This is a genomic window from Streptomyces puniciscabiei (assembly GCF_006715785.1).
Lineage (GTDB): Bacteria > Actinomycetota > Actinomycetes > Streptomycetales > Streptomycetaceae > Streptomyces > Streptomyces puniciscabiei.
Genome location: NZ_VFNX01000002.1, coordinates 129,093 through 148,974, shown reverse-complemented (window position 1 = coordinate 148,974; position 19,882 = coordinate 129,093). Strand labels below are relative to the sequence as shown.

Below are 19,882 nucleotides of genomic sequence, written 5' to 3'. Positions count from 1 at the left end.
AACGGCTCACCGCACGGCGTGCGGAACTGGACGAGCGGGTCCTGGAGCGGGTGAGTGAACAACTCGCCGACGAGCGGGCCTCGGCCGCGCCGATGGGCAGGTGGGTGGAGATCGGTGATGCTGATTCCGTACCGCGAGCCGGACGTGGAAGAGACCATGCTCCCGCCGGACCACCAGCGCATCCTCGCCGCTGTGTGGCAGGCCGCCGGACCCGTCGCGCTGATGGACCTCATCCCGATCGTCGGCTCAACCAGCGCCGGAGTCTTCGTGAGCCTGGTCGCCGTCGGCCTTTTCGGCTCTGGCGCCTGCCTTGTCGTCGGCGGTCATGCCGCTCGCGCCCCCGGATAGCCGGTACCGGGTGCCGGCTGCGCATGACCCGGCACTGTGCCGACAAACCCAGGGCCATGGCTACACCTTGGGTGAAACGCCCTGCATGGCTGCGGGGAGTGAGATGTGAAATGGGGGGAACCGTGCATGACGCGCAGCACGCATATGCCCCTCACGCCAGAGAAGTAACTCCTGTTTTGTGTGCTTGTAGGCCTGGAGTAAGGGCATCCGGTGGCCAGGAGGTTGATATCGATGGTTCCCCTGCTTCTGGTTCTTCTGCTGGCTCTGATCCTCTTCGGCGCGGGCTTCGCGTTGAAGGCGCTGTGGTGGATCGCGGTGATCGTGCTCATCGTGTGGCTGCTGGGCTTCGTCGTCCGGTCCGCGGACAGCGGTGGCCGCCGGGGCCGCTGGTACCGCTGGTAGACGAAAGCACCTGAGCGCGAGCGTGAGTGGGGCCCGGCCATACGGCCGGGCCCCACTCACCTGAGGCACCTCAACCGGCGTGAGTCGGAGAGGATCCGGACGTATCGGACGCATCGCAGGGTATGCGGGCCATGCACCGGCACCGCAGAGACAGCAGCGGAACCCTGTGCCCCCGTCTCTGCCGGGCCGCTGCACAGCAGCTGCCGTATTGAGCGCCCCACTTGGGCCGACACCGGCCCTTTCGTGGTGCGAGTGTGTTCGGCGCAGGCCGGTGTTGCCCGCCGGGCGGCGCGGCTGTCCGGCGCCAGGGGCTGTGACGCGGCGGGCTCTGTCGACGCGTTGAACAAGGCCGCCGCAGCGGACTACTTGAAGCAGCAGCCGATATCCCGTGGGCGGGAACAGGCGCAGACTCATCGGCCTGCGGTGGCGGCTGAGCAGTGCAGCAGGCGGGCCACTTCAGCGGAAGACGTGTCCAGAGGAGCCCTCACACGACGGGGCCGGCGCACTCGGCAGTGCGGGCGAAGCGCCCGACGGTCCGACGTGCGCCTCTGGCTGAGTCCGTGCCGGCTCGGAGCTCACGCCGCGTGGTTGGACAGCGTGGGAATGGTGTCCGGGAAGCGGGGCACATGGCTCGGTGTAAGGCGCAGAGATTGGTGATTGCAAGGGAGGCTTGTGATGCTCATGGCGCACCCCGCAGTGCTGAAGAACTTGATCGAGCAGTACGAGACGCTGTGTGTTCTGCAGGCGGAGGAGGGCCATGAGGAGGTGCGGCGGCGGATGGACGACATTGCTTACACGCTGTGTGTGTCGACTGGTACCAGCGACATCGACGCCGCGCTCATCGCAGCCCGGCACCGGCTGCCCGGTGCACGTGTCGAGGACGACTCCCTCCTTGCAACCTGACCTGGTTTGGCAGCTGACGCGTAGTCGATCGGAGACACATATCGTTTGTGACACCCACCCTTGGTCTCCTCGGCAACTGGCCGTACGTCCAGTCTGTCGCAGCGCGCTGGTGCCCGCACACTTGCGGCCCGACGATGTGAACAACCGCGCCGACTGCGACGGCCAAGACTGAGGAGACCATCAGGGCGATCTCCGACACGACGGCAAACACGACACCGGTCCGGGCGGCACGCACGAGCAAGTCGAATTCCGGATCGACCACCCCCCGGGGATCCCGCACCACCTGTACGCGGTCGCCGATCCGGAGGCGGGGGCGCACCCCCGTGCTGGACGACCCCGGGGCACAAAGCGCAGGACTACCCGCCGCGAGTGCTGCTCGTCAAGGACGCGATCGGGGCGATGACCGGCGACACGGCCTCCTCCCGGAGCCCGGACGGCCCCACCTGACCGGCGGAGGCAATCGCGGCGCACCGTGGGTATCACCCGCAGACCAGGTACGCCCCCATAGGGGATGTGCATCCGCAAGCCGATGTGCCGGGGATGTCCCGCACCCGCAGGTGCCCCACTGCAGCGGAGCGGTCCGCGTGCCGTAGCTTCCCAAGCTGAGAGCGCGAGTTCCGTTCTCGTCACCCGCTCTTCTTGAAGCCCCAGGTCGGCGACCTGGGGCTTCAGTATGGGTGCGGCCGTTCGACGTCTTCTCGGCAATCGGAGCATGAAAAGTTCGGGCACTCGGAGGGCACGAACTCTCGCTGCACGCCTCGGGGCGTCCCCGACGAATTCCGTAGGCTTCCATCCCGGCAGTCCGTCGGTGGCCACCAGTGACGCTGAAGGGAGCTCAGAGGCCGTCGAGTTGGTTACACGCCGACCGGGTTGACGTAGGTACCCGGGCGGGTGGCGCCGTCCTGCTTGAGGATCTGGCCACCGAACGGCCACTTCAGGGTGAAGTGCGTTGTCTCGTTCGGCGGGGTGACCAGGAACTTCGCCGGGACGAACTTCTCCTTCTGCGGGGTGGACCTGGCCACCGGGAGCAGGGTGATGCTGAAGTCCACCGTGTCCCCCTGCCCCAGGGTGATCTTTTCGGGCTTCTTGGAGGAGCGCGCCAGCGACCAGGTGCCGTCGGTCTTCTGAGCGCCGACCATGTCGACACCGGCGAAGCCGGACAGGGTGCAGGTGTGCTTGCTCCGATTGGTGAACCAGATGTACGCCTGCGTCTGCTTCTTGGCCTGCCCCATCTCCGGCTTCGCGTCATCCCCCGTGGCGAAGCCTGCCTTCAGGTCGGCAGTGTGGCAGCGGGCCGGGGCGGCGGCCCTGGCGGGGGCGGCCGAGGCCGGGACGGCGGCCGCGGCAGTGCCGGCGACGACGATCGCTGCAAGGGCCAGGGCCGTCAGATTGCTCTTCATGAAGATTTCGGTTCCCCTCGAATACGAATCGGCGCGCGAGGTCAGTGCGCGCCTACACACCTGAGGACGCGCAATGCCCGAGTTGCGGTTCCGCGTTCCGGAGAACGTCACCCTGCTCCAACTACGGCCGTGCGTAAGAGAACTCGCGCTGCTACTCAGGTTGAACTCGCGATGTCGGTGGCTGAGCAAGCGAGCGACGGCTGTGGCATGCTCGTCGGCGTGTTCGATGCCCCGAATGATGGCTGGTCGTTTGCAACAGCGCGGGAACCGGCCAGATTCGGTGTCTGCGAGGTGAACGGCGTCCCCGGTGTGGAGCATGCGGTGGGGGCGCGCGGGACGCTGTGCGGCATCTCGGCACGGCATACCACTCACTATCTGCACCTGCTCGTCGCCGACGCTGTGCAGTCGTGCCGACGGTGTCGCCAGGAGGCCGAGGCGGCCCCGACACAGCCATGCGTCCAGGAGCGCCTTCACGACCGAGTCCTGGACTCGGCTCCGAGTACGACGCGTGACGAGTTGCTCGCTGCCCTTCGCCTGGGGGCGAACGTGCGCTTGTGGATCAACGGCCGTTCCACAGATCTGGCGAAGTTCTACGCAAGGCTCGATGAGCTGACCGACGGCGCCGACTCCGCTGCCGAGGCTTTCGCGTCCGCGGCGACGATCGGGTTGGCGAACGTTGAGCACGACCTCTGGCGGTTCCTGGTCGTCCTGCCGGAGGACGGCGGCCCACCGATCACCGCTCGCGGACCACGCGACCTTCGCTGATGCGTTCAGGAAGTGCCGAGGTCGAACGCGATCAGGGCGAAGCAGTGGTCAGCCCGGTCTCGGCCGGACAGCCGTGGATGAGCTGGTACTGGATCTTCCGTGAGCCGCGCCTGACCGTCCGCACGTGGTGCTCCGGGCCGGTGTGTGCCGTGCTGCCTCGGGAGAGCTCTTCCAGAGCATGGGTGGGGCTTCAGAACGGGCGATCGACCCTGCCCAGGACAACGAGTTCGGTGCTGCCCAGCGCCTCCGCGAGTGCCTGCGGCGCGCCGCGCATGTGGCAGTAGTCCCACTGCGCGCGGCGTATCACCTGGTCCGGGTGGCTGAGCGCGCGCAGCACATCCCAGTGCAGGGCCTGAACGGCGCTGCGAGTCAGAAGGAGGGCGGAACGGCAGGCCAGGGTGTTGGGGGCGGCTTCCTTGACCGCCTTGGTGCAGGTGCTCGCTCGGTGCCGGCAAATGATCTCGGCGCCGGGATGAGTGGTGAGCCAGGCCACGAACGTCTCGGAGGTGCGGTCGGGCAGCACGTCCACGACCTGGCCGGACTCCGACGTCGACCAGCACGGTGTCGTAGGTGCAACCCTTGTGGAAGGCGAACTCGTCCACTCTCAGCACCCGCGGCGCACAGTCCGGCGCCGTCAGCAGCCTGAGCAGCCGGGTCCGGCCCGCGGTGATCTGCAGACGACCGACACAGCCAGGGCCGGACGGCCGCCGAGCTGGATCACGATTCGACCGCAGCCAGTCCGCCAGCCCGGTACTGGTCCGGCAGTAGCGTGGACAGACCCGGCACCTGTACGACGAACGTCGTACGGGAACGACTCTTCCGGTCGCAGACGTACCGGCGCACTCGCAGCCGGGCGATGACCCGACGTGAGCCCGACGGCCGGTCACCCAGGGCGGTTGATACGTGCTGTGTACACGACGGGCCTGCCGCGGCAGTTCGGGCACCGGCCTGGCGGGCCTTCGACACCGCCTCCACCACCAGGATGCCGGAGGCTTGAGCAGCATTCGATCGGTCAGTGCCGTCGGTGTCGGGGCTTGCCTTCGTTCACGAGGACTCGCCTCGGTCGGAAGTCTCGGCAAACGCGACCGCGGCCAGCACCTGGTCGAGGCCATGCCTGATCGCGGTGGCCTGGGCTGGCGGAGCTTCTAGGATCTGCGGCATGGCAACACGACTTGTGCAGATCAACATGAAGGCCCATGACGACTCCGCGCTCGGCCGGTTCTGGGCGGAGGCACTGGGTTGGGGTGTCGACAGCGAGGGACCCGGCGTGACCAACCTCGAACCCGTCGGGTTCGCCTACCCCGACCCCGTGGCCGTCTGCATCGACATTGTCGCCCGCCCGGAACCCAAAACGGTCAAGAATCGCGTGCACCTTGATCTGGCCACCACTACGACCGCCCAACATGCGGAGTTGGTCGCGCGCTTGAAGGATCTCGGCGCGACGCTCACCGACGTGGGTCAGGGCGACGTCCCTTGGACGGTCATGGCCGACCCGGAAGGTAACGAGTTCTGCGTCCTGGAGCCCCGCCCGATCTACCAGGACACCGGGCCGATTGCCAGGGTGGTGGTCGACTGCACCGACCCACGAGAGATGGCCCGGTTCTGGGGCGAGGCGATGGACTGGACCCTGCACGAGGTCACCGACGACCACGCGACCATGCGCTCCTCCAGAGGCGTGGGCCCCTACCTGGAGTTCCTCCGCACCCCCGACACCAAGAGTGTGTGGAACCGCGTCCACCTCGACGTCTGCCCCTACCCCGGTGACGACCTGGCTGCCGAGACAGCCCGACTGCGCACGCTGGGCGCCACCAACCCTGATATGGACCGGTCCGCAGTCTCCTGGACGGTTCTGGCCGACCCGGAGGGCAACGAGTTCTGTTTGCTCAGCCCTCGTTGACCTTGAGCAACGGTTCCGGCCGGTTCCCGGGCAGGGGCGAAGACCGCGTGGCGTCAACCGCCCATGGCGCCGGGTACGGGGATGATGTCCCCGGTGAGCCAGCGCGTGAACCGGCTGCCCATTGCGGCCTCTCGCTTGTGGCGCCCGGCGGCGGCACCATGGCCGGCGTCATCGTGTTCCTCGTCTGGCTGCGAATCACCAACCTGGCCGTCCTGCTGGGCCTGGAGTTCGACGCCGAGACCGTACGCCAGCGGGCCATCGCGGGCGGCCTGCCACCGGACACCGAGCCGTACACCCAGCCTCGCGACATTCGGAAGTGGGACGAGGACGACCGACGTCGGCTGGGTGAGGTCTGACCGCCACCTGACGATCTTGGGAATATGTCGATGACCTGCGGGATACCAGCTCTCCATGAGGCTTCTGGCAGGGTTGCGTGATGCTGATCGGTCGCTGACCAAGCAGGCTGCCTGCCGCATCCCGCCCCGCGCCGGCAAGGTGCTCTCAGTGGTGGAGGAGATCGCGGAGAGCACGAAGCTTTGGTGCGGCGCCGCGGCCGCGATGGCGTGGCTGGGCGGGTGGCGCGGCCGCAAAGCAGCGGCAACTGGCCTGGCCGCGCTGGTCATCGCCCAACTGATCTCGAACGGCTTGTGCAAGCAGGTGGCCGACCGGCCCCGGCCGCCGAAGGAGTTGTTTCCCCACGACGAGGTCGACGACCGCCCCGACTCCTCCTCCTTCCCCTCCGGACACACCGCCGCCGCGGTGGCCTTCACCGCCGCCGTGGTAACCGCCTGGCCGGCCGCCAGCGCACTATGCGCGGTGCCGGCTGCCATGGTGGCGCTGGAGCGGGTGCAGAGCGGCGCCCACTACCCCAGCGACGTGGCCACCGGTGCCGCCATCGGCCTGGCCAGCGCCTGGCTCGCCCGGCGCGCTCCGCGCCTGATCCTGCGCCACTGGCCTTAGCCGGTTGGGGGAGAGCCGGGCGGACTGGCGGGTGCAGGCAGACACGCCTGCCATACCGCCCGTCCTGAACTCGCCTGCTCGGGGTACTCGCGCACTCGTCGGATGGTCGGGCGCATGACGCAGTCCGGCCTGCAGGAAGTTGAGAGGGACAGGAGGTGGCCGTGGTGTCAAGCACGCAGCCGCACCATGCCGGGTCCCGGCCCAGCGCGGATCGCTTGGGCCAGGAGCCGGTGGGCGAGCTGGTGCAGCGGGCCTCGCAGCAGCTGACCGAGCTGGTGCGCGGCGAACTGCGCCTGGCACAGGCGGAGATGAAGGAGAAGGGCAAGCGCTACGGCAAGGGCGGCGGCCTGTTCGGCGGCGCCGGCGTTGTCGGCTTCCTGATGGCGCAGGCGCTGGTCGCCACCGTGGTCGCCGCACTGGCGGTGGCGCTTCCGGTGTGGGCGGCCGGGCTGATCGTCACAGCGGTGCTGGGTGTGATCGCCGCGGTGATGGCCATGAGTGGAAAGAAGCAGGTCGACCGGGCCGCGCCGCCCACGCCCGAGCAGACGGTCGAGAACGTGAAGGCCGACGTGGCCGAGATCAAGGAGAGCGCACACCGATGACCCAGCCGCCTCACGACGAACCCACCGCCTCCAGCCCCGAGGAACTGCGCGAGCAGGTCGAGCAGACCCGTTCCGAGCTCGGGGAGACGGTCGAGGCGCTCGCAGCGAAGACCGACGTCAGGGCGCGCACCCAGGAGAAGGCTGGCGAGCTGAAGGAACAAGCCGCCCTGAAGGTTGGGGAACTCAAGGCGAAGGCCGCCGACCTGGCCCACCAGGCGCAGGACCAGCTGCCCGATCCGGTCAAGGACAAGGCCGCGAAGGCGGCCGAGCAGGCCCGGGCGAAGGCGACCCAGGCCGGTCAGCTATGGCAGGAGAAGGCGCCCGAGCCAGTGCGCCAGAAGACCGCCCAGGGAGCGCAGCTGGCGCGTGACAACCGCAAGGTGCTGCTGGCGGCAGCGGGTGTGGCCGTCGTGGTGTGGCTGGCCTGCCGCCGGAAGGGGTGAACCGGGTGAAGGCTTCGAAGATCGCCTACAAGCCGGTTGGTCTCGCGCTCGGCGCCGTCAGCGGCATGGCCGCGGGAGCGCTGTTCAAGCAGACGTGGAAGATGCTCGGCCACGACGAGGACGCCCCGGACGCCACCGACGAAGACCGCGCCTGGCGCGAAGTGCTCCTCGCCGCCACCCTGCAAGGTGCGATCTTCGCCGGAGTCAAAGCGGCCGTCGACCGCGCCGGCGCCATCGTCGTCCGCCGCCTGACCGGAACCTGGCCCGGCTGAGGTGCATGAGGAGGCGGGAGGGCCGGTAGGACACGAATACCAGCCCTCCCATCGCCCCGGCCAGTACCCCCACGAAGGACCCCTCACAGCCATGTCCGATCAGCACGCAGCTGTTGCGATGACCGCTGCAGCAGTCATCGCCACGATCCTGGTCGCCCGGGCAGTCGTCCTCCACCAGGGGGGCCGAGGACGCGTCGCCCGCCTGGCCCACCCGGTGCGCGGTCACACCGCACCCCGCGCCGACAAGACCGTGGCCGCGCTCGCGGATGCCGCCTCCTGCGCCGTGCGAGAGGCTGAACAGCACGTCCACCACTGCTGGCAGCAGCTCCAAACACGCGCCGACCCACCCGAGTGACCCGGCCGTGGACCCAGTCGGCGATGCCCCGGCGCAAGTATGCGGATCCAGCAGGCGGCTCCAGCCTCGCGCCAGAGCCCAGGTTCGGCATTGAACGTGCTTTTCCACAGCCGGTGCCGGCCGAGATCGCCTAGGAGATCGGCGCCACCTCGGCCCGTGCGGTCAACCTGGTGGACTGACCGCCCGGTTCGCCGTGTCCGTCGTGGCCCGCCGCCTCACCAAGGTGGCGGGCCACGGACTGTGCGCCTGCTGTGTCCGGCGGACAACCAACTGTCCCGTTTCTCACGTCTACATGTGCGCGGCCCCCGGCGGGGAGCCGGAACCGTCACGACGAGCAGGGGAGCGCGATGGGATGGTCCAGGCGGGTGGCCGCGCTGGTTTCGGGGATCCTGCTGAGTGGCTGTCTCTCGACGGGGACCGCGTTCGCCGCCTCCGGTCCGAAGCTCGACGTGGAGATGTTCGGCAGCGACTGGGCCCGCCCCGGGCAACTCGTGGACCTGTCCCTGGAGGGGGTGCCGCGGGAAGCGAAGGCCGTGACCGCCACCTCGTCGGCGTTCTCCGGCACGGTCGCCTTGAAGTGGTCCGACGACGACGGTCGCTTCGACGCGGTGGCCACGCTGGCCCTGTCCGACAAGCCGGGTGTGTATCCGCTCGTCGCGAAGATCGGTGACCGTGCCGTGGCCCGGTACAAGATACGGGTCCTGCCGTCCCAGCGTCCGTCGTTCGAGGTGCAGGCTCTCTACGGCACAGCCGCCCGGCCGGGGGAGCAGATCGACACGGAGTTCGACGACCTGTACCCGGGAGAGACCGGTACCGACTTCACCGTGCGTTCCACCGCGCTGGCCGATCCGGTCCGGCTCGTCCACGACAACCAGTACGACCACTACACCCCCCGCCTGTTCACCGGTCAGCCGTACATCCGCCCGGAAGTGAAGGACGGTACGTACGCCTTCGGCCTGTACGGACCGGATGGCCGCCGGGTCGCCGAGAAGTCCCTCACGGTACGGGCGGCACGGCCGGGTGACAGCGACTACCTGGGCAGGGCCCGCGGTCCGGTCTTCTCCCCGACGTTCGACCTCGACACCGCCCGCGAGCACGGCTACCGGGTCCGCGCCGGAGGAAGGGTCTACGTGCTGTGGAAGGACACGTACCCGGACCCCGGCGAGGAGAACCGGCTCTCCGCCACCTCCCCGGCGTTCACCCAACCGGTCAACCTCAGGCGCGACGACACCAAGGCCGCGGACGGCGACGACCCGCGCTACTACGCCATGGCCACCGTTCGCACCGGTCTCACGTCCGGCACCTACCCGGTCACCGTGGTCGCGCACCACGGCCGGGTGAAGAGGACCGGCCAGCTGATCGTCACTGGCCGTCCGGTCGCCAAGCGCGGCGTCACCGCGGACCCCGGCACCGGCTGGCTCGGCGTGTCCGCTGGCCTGCTGGTCCTCACCGCGCTCGGCGTGTACGTCGTCCGCAGGCACCGCCACACCACGGCGTAGCGGCCACCACCCGACGTCCGCCGACCGCCGCACCGGACCGCGACCGGCAGCCCCTGGCCGACCCGGGGACGGCGGATACCTCAACTGCGACTCCATCCTCACCGCCGAAGGAAGGTTGCTGTTCAACGGGGTGAACGCCCGCGTGGGGGCTGCACGCACATGCACTTCGCCGCTGAGCGCGTACTCGGCTCCAACTACATGCACCGCTACACGCTGCTGACCCGGAACGACCTGCACATAGCCTCCTTCGAGAAGATCGTCTGGGCCGTCGCACCTCCACTCGCCTCCCTGCTCTACGTCCAGTTCTCCGCCATCGGAGCCCTCATCGCCATGGCCGCCGCCTCCGCCGCCCCCCTCCTGTTCGCCCACCGCATACCGCACACCGACCCCCGCACCGGGACCCCGGGCGAAGGCACGCTGCCCGAACGGCTGGGGACAGCGGCGATCCTCCGGCTCACCTGGCCCACCACCCTGCTGTCAGCCGCGATCATGTTCCTCATCGGCACCGTCGACGTCCTCCTGCCGGCCCGGCTGGACGACGTCGGTTCCTCCCCGGCGCTGGCCGGGCCGGTCATGACCGCCTTCGCCGTCGCCAGCGTGGCCGCCGGCCTCGCCTACGGAAGCCGCCGCTGGCCCGGAAGCCCGTTCAGCCAGACCCTCGTCCTGCTGCCCGTGCTGACCGGCGCCTTCGCCCTGCCCGGCCTGACCACGCACCCCATGAACTTCGCCCTCGCCTTCGCGATCGGCGGGTTCCTCTACAGCCCCCTGCTGGTCATCCGCAACCTCGCCCTCCAACAACGCCTTCCCCAGCATGCCTGGGCAACAGGCTTCTCCGTTCTCTACGCCGCGGCCGGGGTGGGCTACGGAGCCGCCGGACTCACAGCCGCCGCACTCCTCGACACCGCCGGACCCGCACCGGCCTTCATCGCCTGCACACTGATCACCCTCGGCATCGGCAGTCTCTCGCTCCTGGGGGAACGGCTGCACCCACGGCCCACAACTCCATAGCGCAGGGCGAGACCCGGCAGCACCGCCGTCACCACAGGCCCAACGACCCGCCGACCGCCCTCCCCACCACGGCCGGCAGCCCCGGGGCCAAGGGCGACTGTCCCTCTGCCCCCGCAGAGCCGCCAGAGGCGCGCGAGCCAGGACCACGTGCACGCTATCGGTGCGGGCGTGGCAGCGGGGCCGGACAAGGCTGGTCCTGTCCAGCCCTGCTGTGCATCCGAACGCCAGGATCGGCAGCGGCCCGCGTCAGCTCACCGTCAGCCGAACTGCGAGGTCGCTTTCTCCCGATGTTTCATCCCGGAACTGGTTTTTGATCCGAGGTTGAGAGCGGACAGGCCAGGATGACGTCGCTGGCCAGATCGGTGTCGAGCGGCGGCGTACGACCCGGCTGCGTCTGCCGGGCCTGGGCCGCTGGTTCGTCCAGCATGCCGTTAGCGCCGGCCAGGTCGGCGGCGCGCTGGTCGTGGCGCAGCACGGCCAGGCGCGTCCGGCTGTTCACCTGTGCCGATGACATCCGATCCGGGCCGGCCCCGGGAGGCCGGACCCATGTGCGGCGCGCTCTCGACCGCCTGGGCGTGGCCAGGCGGCGCCGCCCACAGGCCGGGTGGCCATGTCGTTGCGGCTCGGGCGATGGGCAGAGAACCAGGCCGGTTCGGATCGGCTACGTCTTCACCGCACTGAGCAGCGCCGCCCTCGCGTGCGCCGAACTCTCGCTCGCCCCCGCCGAGGCCCTCCACCGCTTGGACCATCTGACCGAAGCCACCGAGCAGACCATCACCACCTGCATCTACTGCTTCTACGACCCCACGAGGGCACCTGCGAAGTCTGCCTCGCCGGCCACCTGCCCTTCGAGGCGGCGACCATCCCGTTCCGCCCCGGCGGCGAACTGGTCCTCTACACCGACGACACCTGCGACCAGTTCCTCGGTGCCCTGCGCTCGCCCAGCGGCGAGAACGACCTCGCCCTGCTCATCGCCCGCGTCCTGCTCTGAGCGGGGTGCACGTCCGACTTGCCCGAGTCCGGCGGAGCTTCGCCGAGACATACGGCACAACGCCCGCACATCGCGCCGTTACGGGGTAACCGAATCCACGTAAGGCTGTCAGACGCACTGTTGCCGTTTGACAACAATAGCCATGAGGCAACAAAGTGGCCGTGTCGGACGTGCGCGGGAAGGACCCTGGAATGCTCCGGTGGACGGAGACCACTCCGTGCGCTGGTCGTCGTCGCCGAAAGGCGGCGGTGGCGCAGGCGCCCCCAACGGCGGCTCAGGCGGTCTGGCTGCTGGGATCCGTGGTGTCCTCGTGTATCTGCGTCGCCGCTGTGCCGCAGAACGCCTCGAGCCCCTCCAGCAGTGCGATCCGCTTGGCGGCGGGCATATCCGCCAGCACCTTCCGCAGCTCCCGCTCCCGGCGGGCGCGCAGGTCGGCGAGGAAGGCGCGGCCTCGGCCGCTCAGGTGCAGCCGCACTTCCCGCCGGTCCTCCGCGCTCACCACCCGCTCGACGAACCCGGCGGCGACGAGCCGGTCGCACAACCGGCTCGTGGACGGCGGGGTCGAGGCCAGGGTCTCGGCCAGCGTGCGCAGATTGATGCCGTCGTGGTGCTCGAGGATGTGCAGCACCCGAAGCTGGGACGCGGAGGTGGGCGCGGTGGAGGCCCGGCCCCACACGACCTCCAGCAGCTCGACGGCCCTGGTGGTCACGTGTGCGACCTCTTCGGGCTCTGGGTAGCGGCGGAAGGCAGTCACGGTCACACTCTCGCAGGCGCTGGGGTGCCTGTCAGCGTACTAGGCGCACGGGCGGCCGCGGCTGATCCGGGGCGACCGACGCGTTTGCGGGAGTTCGGCCTCATGGGCGAGGCCCGTGCGTTGTCCGGCGAAAGGTTGGTGTTTTCCCATCGTGAAGAGATTCCATGCCGCTGAACGCGCTCTGCGCACCGCGGCCCCCTACGACTTGCTCGATGCCGTGCGTGTCGTACTCATCGAGCAGTACGGCGCAGAAGACGTCGAGCTGTTGATGGCCGACTACAGCCTGACGGTGCTTCAGCCGGTGTCGGCCCCCACGCTTCAGCCGGTGTCGGTGCACAACAGCCCGGCCGGCCGGGCCTTCGGCTCGCAGAAGCCGTACTGCGAGGATGGCCGGGACGGGCGGGCCCGCCTGCACCTGCCGGTGACCGTGCGCGGCGACCGGCTCGGCGTGCTGTCCGTGATCCTGCCCGGGAGCGAGGCGGTACGCCGCTGGGAGCCCGAACTGGCCGAGATCGCCGAGGTACTGGGGCACGAGCTGATCGTGGCCGAGCGCGACACGGACGTGTATCTGCAGGTGCGGCGCAAGGACCGGCTCACCCTGGCCGCCGAGATGCAGTGGCAGCTGCTGCCCGGCCGTTCCTGCTCCCGCCCCGAGTACGAACTGGGGGCTCAACTGGAGCCGGCGTACGCCATCTTCGGCGACAATTTCGACTGGTCCGCGACGGCCGACCACCTGATGCTCTACGTCACCAACGGCATGGGCGAGGGCATAGAGGCCGCCCTGCTGACCAACCTGGCCATCAACGCCCTGCGCAACGCGCGGCGCGCCGGCATCTCCATCGCCGACCAGGCGGCCCTCGCCGACCAGGCCGTCTACGCGCACTATCAGGGGCGCTGCTACCTGTCCGTGCTCATGTTCGACTTCGACCTTGCCACCGGCCGGGCCGGCGTCGTGGACGCGGGCTCCCCTCAGATGCTGCGACTGCGGAACGGCGCCGTGGAGCGCGTCACCTTCGACGCCCAGCTTCCGTTGGGCATGTTCGAGGAGACCGACTACGTGGCTCAGGACTTCCAGGTCGAGCCCGGTGATCGACTCGTCTTCGTCAGCGACGGCGTGCACGCCGTGGCCTCGCCCAAGGGCGAAGCGTACGGGGACGAGGCACTGGCCCGGGCCATCCAGGCCACCCGGCTGCTGCCCGCCGCCGAGGTGCCGCGCGCCATCCTGCGCGAACTGACCGGCCACCGCGGCAAGCCGGTGCCGGACGACGACGCCCTCGTCGTATGCCTGGACTGGCGGGGTAGGGACATGGGCGGCGGGCCGGTCCCGGCGGAGCGAATGTGACGATCGCGTGTGGTTCGGCCGGTACCGTCGCACCAACGCTTGCCATAAAGCAATAATTGTTCCATGGCCTGCCGCCGGGCGGGCCGCCGAGCGTGCAGCAGGGAGACGATGCAGGTGGCGGAGCAGCACGACGTGGCCCCCGAGGTCGTGCGGGAACTGGCTGGCTTCCTGGAGCGGCGGCGCGAGCAGATCGCCCAACGGTGGGCCGACGCCGCTCTCTTCGGCACGGTGTTCACCGTCTCCCGGGACGAGGCGGTCGAGGCGTGCAAGGCCGTGGTGGACGCTCTGGCCGAAGTGGCCCGCTCCGGGCGGCTGGAGGACATCGACGCCCCCGGCTTCGGTGCCGTGAAGGACCAGCTCGGCCGGATGGCGGCCTCCCGCGCCCGAGCCGGATTCGGCCCTGCCCAGATCGCCGCGGAGGTCGCGGGACTGCGAGAACCGGCCGCCGCGTTGCTGAGCGCCGAGTTCGAGGCCGCCGACGAGCACGCGCACGCGTGTGTGCTCGCACTGGCGGTGCTCATGGGGACGCTGCGCCTGGTGGTCATGGAGACGACCCTCAGCGCGGGGGAGGAGCTGATCGCCCGGCAGCGCCAGCAGCTGCTGGAGGTGGCCACTCCGGTCATCAGGCTGTGGGAGGGCGTCGTCGCCGTACCGCTGATCGGCACGCTGGACAGCGCCCGCAGCCAGGTGGTGATGGAGAGCCTGCTGGAGGCCATCGTCGAGCAGCGGGCCCGGTACGCCATCCTCGACATCACCGGCGTGCCGACCGTCGACTCCCTCGTCGCCCAGCACCTGATGAAGACCGTCGCCGCGGCCCGTCTGATGGGCGCGGAGTGCATCGTCTCCGGCATCCGCCCCGCGATCGCGCAGACCATAGTGCACCTCGGTATCGACCTGGGGTCGATCATCACGCGGGCCGGCCTCGCCGACGCCTTGGCCCACGCGCTCACTCAGCAGGGCATCGTCGTCTCGCCACGCCCGGACGCGGGAGCGAACGCACGGTGACCGGCTTCTTCGACCACGCGGGTAGGGTGCCGGTCCTGGCACTCGGAGACGTCCTGCTGGTCACCCTGCAAGGAGAGCTGCACGACGGAGCGGCCGAACAACTCAAGGACGATCTCGCCCACCGTATCGCGGCCAGCCCGGTGCCGGTGGGCGGCGTCGTGATCGACATCTCCGGAGTGGAGATGGTCGACTCCTTCCTCGGCCGCATCCTGGCCGAGATCGCCGCGAACGCACACCTGCTGGCAGCCAGGACGGTGCTGGCCGGCATGCGTCCCGCCGTGGCCATCACGCTGGTCGAGCTTGGTCTCACCCTGCCCGGCCTGGTCACGGCCCTGGACGTCGAGAGGGCGCTGTCCCTGCTGGGCCGTGCCCCCTCGGCAGCCTCACCCGTTCATCCGGAAGAGGGTGCATGATGCATGCCCCACTCGCGCCGACCACGCGTCTGCCCATCGGCTCGGACGCGGACCTGGCCTGGGTACGCCAGCACGTACGCCGGGCCGCCGCCGATCTCGGCTTCAGTCTGGTCCAGCAGACGAAGCTGGTCACCGCGGTCAGTGAACTGGCCCGCAACACGCTGGTGCACGGTGGTGGCGGGTCCATGGCGATGACGATCCTGGACGAGGGGGGCAGGCGCGGACTGCGGCTGTCGTTCGTCGACGCCGGCCCCGGCATCCGGGACATCGACCAGGCCATGACCGACGGCTACACCACCGGCGGCGGCCTGGGGCTGGGCCTGAGCGGCGCCAAACGGCTCGTCCAGGAGTTCAGCATCGACAGCAGTCCCGGCAAGGGCACGACCGTCACCATCACCGACTGGGTCACCGGACTGCCCGGCCCCCGCACGGGTGCGCCATGAGCCGGGTGTGGGACATCCCCGTCCAGGACAGCACCCGGGTGCGGGACGTGCGCGTGGCCGCGGAAGCCGCCTGCGCCCGCACAGGGCTGGACGCCGACTCCACCGCGGGCGCGGCGCTGGTGGCCACCGAGCTGGCGACCAACCTCGTCAAGCACGCCAGCGGCGGCCGCATCGTGATCAACCTGACCGGTCCCTGCGACACGCGCGCGGAAGGGGTGCCGGGTGTGCAGATCACCTCGCTCGATCACGGGCCGGGCATCGGCAACGTACAGGCGGCGCTGCAGGACGGGCACACGACCGCCTCCTCCTCCCTCGGCGCGGGCCTGGGAACCTGCCTGCGCGTCTCCAGCGACTTCGACCTGCACAGCAGGCCGGGCCGGGGCACCGTCGCCGTGGCGCGCATCAGGCCCGCGCGTCCCCCGGGCGCCCCGTCCCCGGGGCCGGCCCACTTTCCGACGGGCGCCCGGGCCGGGGGCATCGTCACCTCGCTCGCCCATGCCGAGCACTCCGGGGACGCCTTCGCCTGGGTCCGCTCCGGTTCGACGGTCACGCTGCTGCTCGCCGACGGACTCGGCCACGGAGGCAAGGCGGCCGAGGCGTCCACCGCCGCCGTGGAGGAACTGCACAGATGCGCCGGTCTGCCGCCGGCCGAGCTCCTGCGCCGCCTCCACACGGCGTTGCGGACCACGCGCGGCGCGGCCGTCGGCGTCGCCCAGCTCGACGAGAGCACCGGCCGGCTGTCCTTCGCCGGCGTCGGCAACATCGGCGCCCGGCTCCGCACCGAGGACGTGTGGCGGCCGCTCATCTCCCACCCGGGCATCGTCGGAGCCCACTTCCCCGCCACCGTGCCCGTACAGCACTCGTGCTGGCGGCCGGACAGCCTGCTCGTCCTGCACAGCGACGGGCTGCCCAGCCGCTGGGCACCACCGCAAGACCCTCAGCTCCTCGGCCACGACCCGGCCGTGACGGCCGCGGTCGTCCTGCGGGACGCCGGCAGCGCCGCCCGCCCGCTGCGCGACGACACCAGCGTGGCCGTCCTGGCCCCCGAACTCCCGGACGGACGTCCATGACCGCACCTCCCGACGTCTGGAAGATCGCCTCCGTCACGGACGCGGCCCTGGCCCGTGCCGCCGTCGACCGCGTCCTCACGGACGGCGAGACCCCGGCCCTGGAGCGGGTCCGCGTCCTCACGTCGCTCACCGCCCGACTGCGCCGCTGCCTGGGCCAGGGCGGCGAGTGGGAACTCACGCTGCACCTCCGGCACGCCGACGCGCACGAGGGCGGCCGGCTCGACGTCTCGCTGCGGCCGGTCGGCTCCGCCCTCCCGGATCCGGACGGCGCGCCCGCCCTCAGCTGCCCCCTGTCCCGCCCGCCCGCCGGGCCCCCTCTCCGCACCGGCATGCCACTGCCCGAGGCGCTGTTGCACGCCGACGAGAACACCGCGGCCCTGCTGACCCTCCTGGGCGAGCAGGAACACCTCATCCGGCTGCACCGGCAGGAGCTGCACGACACCAACCAGGGCGTGCTGGCACTGCACTCCGAGCTGGAAGCCGCGGTACGGGCCCAGCGCGAACTGCTCGACGCCGAGCGGGCCGCCCGGGCAGAGGCCGAGCGAGCCCGGCGCCTGCTGACCTTGCTCGGTGACGCCAGCGCCGCCATCACGGCGTCCCTCAGCCCTACGGCCATCCTGCGCCGCCTGTCCGAGCTGCTGATCCCGGACTACGCGGCCGACCTCGACGTCTGGCTCTTCGACGAGGACGAGGACGAGCGGCCCCACCGCGTACGGGAGCACTCGGCGGCCGCAGTGACCGCCGCCCGCACGGGCCGCCCCCAGCACGCGGCCCCCCACCCCGGCAACCTCCCCGGCATCGGCGACCTCCCGCCCTCCGCCCTGTCTCCCGAGCGGCCCCTGCTCGCCATCCCCCTGGGAACCCACAGCCTGCTGGGCGTCCTCACCCTCACCGCACCCGGTCCCCGCTTCGACCCGGACACCTGCGTGATGCTGGTGGAACTCGCCCGCCGTGCCGGCATCGCCCTGGACAACGCCCGCCGGTACGAGCGCTACCGCGACACCGCCGACACCCTGCAGCGGGCCCAGCTGACCGACCTGCCCACCGTGCCCGGCCTGCTCCTGGCCGCGCGCTACCTCCCCGCCACCCAGGGACTGAACATCGGCGGCGACTGGTACGACGCCTTCCTTCAGCCGGACGGAAGCCTGCTGGCCGTCATAGGCGACGTCACCGGCCACGGGCTGCACGCCGCCGTCGTCATGGGCCAACTGCGCACCGCGCTGCGCGCCTACGCCGTCGACAACTCCACCCCCGGCCAGATCCTCACCCGCCTGCACCACATGCTCCGGCACCTGCAGCCCGACCTGTACGCCACCGCGTTGGTCGCCCGCTTCCGGCCCGGCGAACCGCGGGTGCTCTGGGCGTCGGCCGGGCATCCGCCCGCTGTCGTGCGGGGCGCCGACGGAACCGTGCGGGTCCTCGGTGGCAAGCCGGGCGTCATGCTGGGCATCCCGCTGACGTACACGTATGCCGATCACGTCGCCGACCTGCAGCCCGGCTCGTCCCTGGTGCTGTACACCGACGGCCTGGTCGAACGCCGGGCGCAGGGCATCGACCCCGGTATCGAACGCCTCGGCCGGGCGCTGGGCGCACTGAGCGCACCGGAGCTGGAACAGGACCCGGACGCCGCCGCCGACGCCCTGCTCAAACCCCTCCTGCACGACTCCGAACGCGACGACGACGTCTGTCTGCTGCTGTGCCACACCATGACGCCGGCCGGGCCGCAGCGGAGTACGGAGGCGGACTGACCTCACGGCCGGGAAAGGAGAGCTGCCGGCAGCGGCCCGCCGAGCGGTAGCGTGGAGGCCACCAGGCGAGAGGGTGGATGCCGTGAAAGCCTCTGAATCGCTTCCGTCCGCGGAGGCCTTACTGCGCGCGGCCCCGCCCCACGCGCTGGTCGCCACCGCCCGCCGTCTGCTGGCCGAGCGGGTGGGAGCCGAGGAGGTGACCCTCCTGCTGGCCGACTACGGCCTGACCGTGCTGCAACCGGTGTCCGACCTGCCGCACACCGGCCCCTCGGTGCCCGCGCACGACGGCCCGGCGGGCAGCTCCTTCGTCAACCAGAGCCCGGTGATCGAGGTACTGCGCGAGCCCGCGGGCCACCTGGTGCATCTGCCCATCACCGTGCGCGGAGACCGCATGGGCGTCCTCTCCGTGCGCCTGCCCGCAGGTCGCGTCGACCCGGACACGGTGCTCCAGCTCGCCGACTTCGCCACGGCGCTCGGCCACGAGGTCGCCACCGCCGACCGCGACACCGACCTCTACGTCCAGGCGCGCCGCACCCGCCGCCTCACCCTCGCCGCCGAGATGCAGTGGCAGCTGCTGCCCGGCTGCGGCTCGGCCCGCGAAGAGTACGCCATCGGCGCGCACCTCGAGCCCGCCTACGCCATCGGCGGGGACAACTTCGACTGGTCCGCCGACGCCGACCATCTCATCCTCACCGTGACCGACGGCATGGGCCAGGGGATAGACGCCTCGCTGCTGACCAGCCTGGCCGTCGGCGCCCTGCGCAACGCCCGCCGCGCCGGCATCGCCCTGGCCGACCAGGCGTCCCTCGCCGACCAGGCGGTCTTCGCCCAGTACGGCGGCAAGGCGTACGCTTCCACGCTGCTGCTGCAGTTCGATCTGGTCTCCGGGGCGGTGCGCGCGGTCGACGCCGGGTCACCGCAGCTGTTCCGCCGGCGCGGCGACCACACGGAGCGGATCGAGCTGGAGGCGCAGCTGCCGCTCGGCATGTTCGAGGAGACGCTGTACGTCGAACAGACCTTCCAGGTCGAGCCCGGCGACCGTCTGATCGCGGTCAGCACCGGAGTGCACGGCACCCGCTCGGCGGCAGGGGATCTGTTCGGCGAACGCGCCCTGCGCCAGATCCTCGGCGCCACCCGGTCCGTGCCGCCGCACGAGACGGCCCGCTCGGTCGTCGCGGGGCTGATCGAGCACTACGGCAGCAAGGACCTCATGTCCGACGCCGCCGTGGTCTGCCTCGACTGGGTGGGCCGGCGCGACTGAC

General features: G+C 70.5%; 24 protein-coding genes and 1 pseudogene. 21 read left to right on the top strand and 4 right to left on the bottom strand.

Annotated features, from left to right (window positions below; genetic code table 11):
* Nucleotides 1-117 precede the first annotated feature (117 nt).
* From FB563_RS31465 to FB563_RS31455, 3 genes are all read left to right on the top strand, one after another.
* The gene (locus FB563_RS31465) at nt 118-348 is read left to right on the top strand and encodes a hypothetical protein (RefSeq protein ID WP_055705190.1); all 231 of its coding nucleotides are present in this window, start codon (nt 118-120) and stop codon (nt 346-348) included.
* Between the two features lie 231 nt (nt 349-579).
* The gene (locus FB563_RS31460) at nt 580-750 is read left to right on the top strand and encodes a DUF5670 family protein (RefSeq protein WP_055705189.1); all 171 of its coding nucleotides are present in this window, start codon (nt 580-582) and stop codon (nt 748-750) included.
* A gap of 675 nt (nt 751-1,425) precedes the next feature.
* Complete coding sequence (locus FB563_RS31455; protein WP_055705314.1) at nt 1,426-1,653, top strand: DUF5133 domain-containing protein; 228 nt, start codon at nt 1,426-1,428, stop codon at nt 1,651-1,653.
* An 854-nt stretch (nt 1,654-2,507) separates the two neighbouring features.
* Here the strand turns inward: FB563_RS31455 and FB563_RS31450 are convergent.
* On the bottom strand, nt 2,508-3,053 hold the full coding sequence (locus FB563_RS31450) for a DUF4232 domain-containing protein (protein WP_055705313.1): 546 nt from the start codon (nt 3,051-3,053) through the stop codon (nt 2,508-2,510).
* 171 nt (nt 3,054-3,224) lie between these two features.
* Here FB563_RS31450 and FB563_RS31445 point away from each other — a divergent pair, with 171 nt between their 5' ends.
* Nucleotides 3,225-3,818 carry a hypothetical protein gene (locus FB563_RS31445; protein ID WP_055705312.1) on the top strand — a complete coding sequence of 198 codons (594 nt, stop codon included), beginning with the start codon at nt 3,225-3,227 and terminating at the stop codon, nt 3,816-3,818.
* Between the two features lie 190 nt (nt 3,819-4,008).
* Here the strand turns inward: FB563_RS31445 and FB563_RS31440 are convergent, their stop codons facing one another.
* The gene (locus FB563_RS31440) at nt 4,009-4,347 is read right to left on the bottom strand and encodes a hypothetical protein (protein ID WP_055705311.1); all 339 of its coding nucleotides are present in this window, start codon (nt 4,345-4,347) and stop codon (nt 4,009-4,011) included.
* Between the two features lie 630 nt (nt 4,348-4,977).
* On the opposite strand from FB563_RS31440, the gene FB563_RS31435 reads away from it, so the two are divergent.
* The 9 genes and pseudogenes from FB563_RS31435 to FB563_RS31395 all read left to right on the top strand — a co-directional run bounded on the left by FB563_RS31435 (nt 4,978) and on the right by FB563_RS31395 (nt 10,854).
* Nucleotides 4,978-5,715 carry a VOC family protein gene (locus FB563_RS31435; protein WP_055705310.1) on the top strand — a complete coding sequence of 246 codons (738 nt, stop codon included), beginning with the start codon at nt 4,978-4,980 and terminating at the stop codon, nt 5,713-5,715.
* A gap of 152 nt (nt 5,716-5,867) precedes the next feature.
* Nucleotides 5,868-6,071: pseudogene (locus tag FB563_RS31430) on the top strand (ribonuclease BN); the annotation flags it as partial.
* Nucleotides 6,072-6,126: 55 nt separating this feature from the next.
* Entirely contained in the window at nt 6,127-6,675 is a 549-nt protein-coding gene (locus tag FB563_RS31425) for a phosphatase PAP2 family protein (protein WP_055705308.1), read from the top strand.
* A 230-nt stretch (nt 6,676-6,905) separates the two neighbouring features.
* A complete protein-coding gene (locus FB563_RS31420; RefSeq protein ID WP_055705307.1) occupies nt 6,906-7,277 on the top strand; it encodes a phage holin family protein in 372 nt (123 codons plus the stop codon).
* Nucleotides 7,274-7,720 carry a DUF3618 domain-containing protein gene (locus FB563_RS31415; RefSeq protein ID WP_055705306.1) on the top strand — a complete coding sequence of 149 codons (447 nt, stop codon included), beginning with the start codon at nt 7,274-7,276 and terminating at the stop codon, nt 7,718-7,720. The genes FB563_RS31420 and FB563_RS31415 overlap by 4 nt, the downstream gene beginning before the upstream one ends.
* Before the next feature lie 5 nt (nt 7,721-7,725).
* The gene (locus tag FB563_RS31410; RefSeq protein WP_055705316.1) at nt 7,726-7,992 is read left to right on the top strand and encodes a DUF4235 domain-containing protein; all 267 of its coding nucleotides are present in this window, start codon (nt 7,726-7,728) and stop codon (nt 7,990-7,992) included.
* Between the two features lie 118 nt (nt 7,993-8,110).
* Nucleotides 8,111-8,347 (top strand): hypothetical protein, encoded by a 237-nt coding sequence (locus tag FB563_RS31405; protein WP_142219114.1) that lies wholly within the window; start codon nt 8,111-8,113, stop codon nt 8,345-8,347.
* Between the two features lie 347 nt (nt 8,348-8,694).
* Entirely contained in the window at nt 8,695-9,846 is a 1,152-nt protein-coding gene (locus FB563_RS31400) for a hypothetical protein (RefSeq protein ID WP_055705304.1), read from the top strand.
* A gap of 159 nt (nt 9,847-10,005) precedes the next feature.
* Nucleotides 10,006-10,854 (top strand): MFS transporter, encoded by an 849-nt coding sequence (locus tag FB563_RS31395; RefSeq protein WP_055705303.1) that lies wholly within the window; start codon nt 10,006-10,008, stop codon nt 10,852-10,854.
* Nucleotides 10,855-11,146: 292 nt separating this feature from the next.
* Here the strand turns inward: FB563_RS31395 and FB563_RS31390 are convergent, their stop codons facing one another.
* Complete coding sequence (locus FB563_RS31390; protein WP_142219113.1) at nt 11,147-11,353, bottom strand: hypothetical protein; 207 nt, start codon at nt 11,351-11,353, stop codon at nt 11,147-11,149.
* Nucleotides 11,354-11,551: 198 nt separating this feature from the next.
* Between FB563_RS31390 and FB563_RS31385 the strand changes: the two genes are divergently transcribed.
* Entirely contained in the window at nt 11,552-11,845 is a 294-nt protein-coding gene (locus FB563_RS31385) for a hypothetical protein (RefSeq protein ID WP_142219112.1), read from the top strand.
* Nucleotides 11,846-12,119: 274 nt separating this feature from the next.
* On the opposite strand, the gene FB563_RS31380 is transcribed toward FB563_RS31385, so the two are convergent.
* Complete coding sequence (locus tag FB563_RS31380; protein ID WP_055705302.1) at nt 12,120-12,554, bottom strand: MarR family winged helix-turn-helix transcriptional regulator; 435 nt, start codon at nt 12,552-12,554, stop codon at nt 12,120-12,122.
* Nucleotides 12,555-12,750: 196 nt separating this feature from the next.
* Here FB563_RS31380 and FB563_RS31375 point away from each other — a divergent pair, with 196 nt between their 5' ends.
* The 7 genes from FB563_RS31375 (at nt 12,751) to FB563_RS31345 (ending at nt 19,881) form a co-directional block, all read left to right on the top strand.
* A complete protein-coding gene (locus FB563_RS31375; RefSeq protein ID WP_055705301.1) occupies nt 12,751-13,941 on the top strand; it encodes a PP2C family protein-serine/threonine phosphatase in 1,191 nt (396 codons plus the stop codon).
* Between the two features lie 108 nt (nt 13,942-14,049).
* Nucleotides 14,050-14,946 carry an STAS domain-containing protein gene (locus FB563_RS31370; protein WP_055705300.1) on the top strand — a complete coding sequence of 299 codons (897 nt, stop codon included), beginning with the start codon at nt 14,050-14,052 and terminating at the stop codon, nt 14,944-14,946.
* The gene (locus FB563_RS31365; protein ID WP_055705299.1) at nt 14,943-15,359 is read left to right on the top strand and encodes an STAS domain-containing protein; all 417 of its coding nucleotides are present in this window, start codon (nt 14,943-14,945) and stop codon (nt 15,357-15,359) included. Before FB563_RS31370 ends, FB563_RS31365 begins: the two co-directional genes overlap by 4 nt.
* Complete coding sequence (locus tag FB563_RS31360) at nt 15,359-15,802, top strand: anti-sigma regulatory factor (protein WP_055705315.1); 444 nt, start codon at nt 15,359-15,361, stop codon at nt 15,800-15,802. Before FB563_RS31365 ends, FB563_RS31360 begins: the two co-directional genes overlap by 1 nt.
* Nucleotides 15,799-16,872: a SpoIIE family protein phosphatase gene (locus tag FB563_RS31355; RefSeq protein ID WP_142219111.1), complete on the top strand. Its 1,074-nt coding sequence runs from the start codon at nt 15,799-15,801 to the stop codon at nt 16,870-16,872. Before FB563_RS31360 ends, FB563_RS31355 begins: the two co-directional genes overlap by 4 nt.
* Entirely contained in the window at nt 16,869-18,620 is a 1,752-nt protein-coding gene (locus tag FB563_RS31350; protein ID WP_142219110.1) for a PP2C family protein-serine/threonine phosphatase, read from the top strand. Before FB563_RS31355 ends, FB563_RS31350 begins: the two co-directional genes overlap by 4 nt.
* A gap of 73 nt (nt 18,621-18,693) precedes the next feature.
* Nucleotides 18,694-19,881 carry a PP2C family protein-serine/threonine phosphatase gene (locus FB563_RS31345; protein WP_055705062.1) on the top strand — a complete coding sequence of 396 codons (1,188 nt, stop codon included), beginning with the start codon at nt 18,694-18,696 and terminating at the stop codon, nt 19,879-19,881.
* Nucleotide 19,882 lies beyond the last annotated feature (1 nt).

Excerpts from the sequence above, each read along its gene's own strand:
- FB563_RS31400 (WP_055705304.1), top strand. The coding sequence starts at position 8,695 with ATGGGATGGTCCAGGCGGGTGGCCGCGCTGGTTTCGGGGATCCTGCTG.
- FB563_RS31435 (WP_055705310.1), top strand. The coding sequence starts at position 4,978 with ATGGCAACACGACTTGTGCAGATCAACATGAAGGCCCATGACGACTCC.
- FB563_RS31415 (WP_055705306.1), top strand. The coding sequence starts at position 7,274 with ATGACCCAGCCGCCTCACGACGAACCCACCGCCTCCAGCCCCGAGGAA.
- FB563_RS31355 (WP_142219111.1), top strand. The coding sequence starts at position 15,799 with ATGAGCCGGGTGTGGGACATCCCCGTCCAGGACAGCACCCGGGTGCGG.
- FB563_RS31445 (WP_055705312.1), top strand. The coding sequence starts at position 3,225 with ATGTCGGTGGCTGAGCAAGCGAGCGACGGCTGTGGCATGCTCGTCGGC.
- FB563_RS31350 (WP_142219110.1), top strand. The coding sequence starts at position 16,869 with ATGACCGCACCTCCCGACGTCTGGAAGATCGCCTCCGTCACGGACGCG.
- FB563_RS31455 (WP_055705314.1), top strand. The coding sequence starts at position 1,426 with ATGCTCATGGCGCACCCCGCAGTGCTGAAGAACTTGATCGAGCAGTAC.
- FB563_RS31360 (WP_055705315.1), top strand. The coding sequence starts at position 15,359 with ATGCATGCCCCACTCGCGCCGACCACGCGTCTGCCCATCGGCTCGGAC.
- FB563_RS31465 (WP_055705190.1), top strand. The coding sequence starts at position 118 with ATGCTGATTCCGTACCGCGAGCCGGACGTGGAAGAGACCATGCTCCCG.
- FB563_RS31460 (WP_055705189.1), top strand. The coding sequence starts at position 580 with ATGGTTCCCCTGCTTCTGGTTCTTCTGCTGGCTCTGATCCTCTTCGGC.
- FB563_RS31395 (WP_055705303.1), top strand. The coding sequence starts at position 10,006 with ATGCACTTCGCCGCTGAGCGCGTACTCGGCTCCAACTACATGCACCGC.
- FB563_RS31370 (WP_055705300.1), top strand. The coding sequence starts at position 14,050 with ATGCAGGTGGCGGAGCAGCACGACGTGGCCCCCGAGGTCGTGCGGGAA.
- FB563_RS31405 (WP_142219114.1), top strand. The coding sequence starts at position 8,111 with ATGACCGCTGCAGCAGTCATCGCCACGATCCTGGTCGCCCGGGCAGTC.
- FB563_RS31450 (WP_055705313.1), bottom strand. The coding sequence starts at position 3,053 with ATGAAGAGCAATCTGACGGCCCTGGCCCTTGCAGCGATCGTCGTCGCC.
- FB563_RS31425 (WP_055705308.1), top strand. The coding sequence starts at position 6,127 with ATGAGGCTTCTGGCAGGGTTGCGTGATGCTGATCGGTCGCTGACCAAG.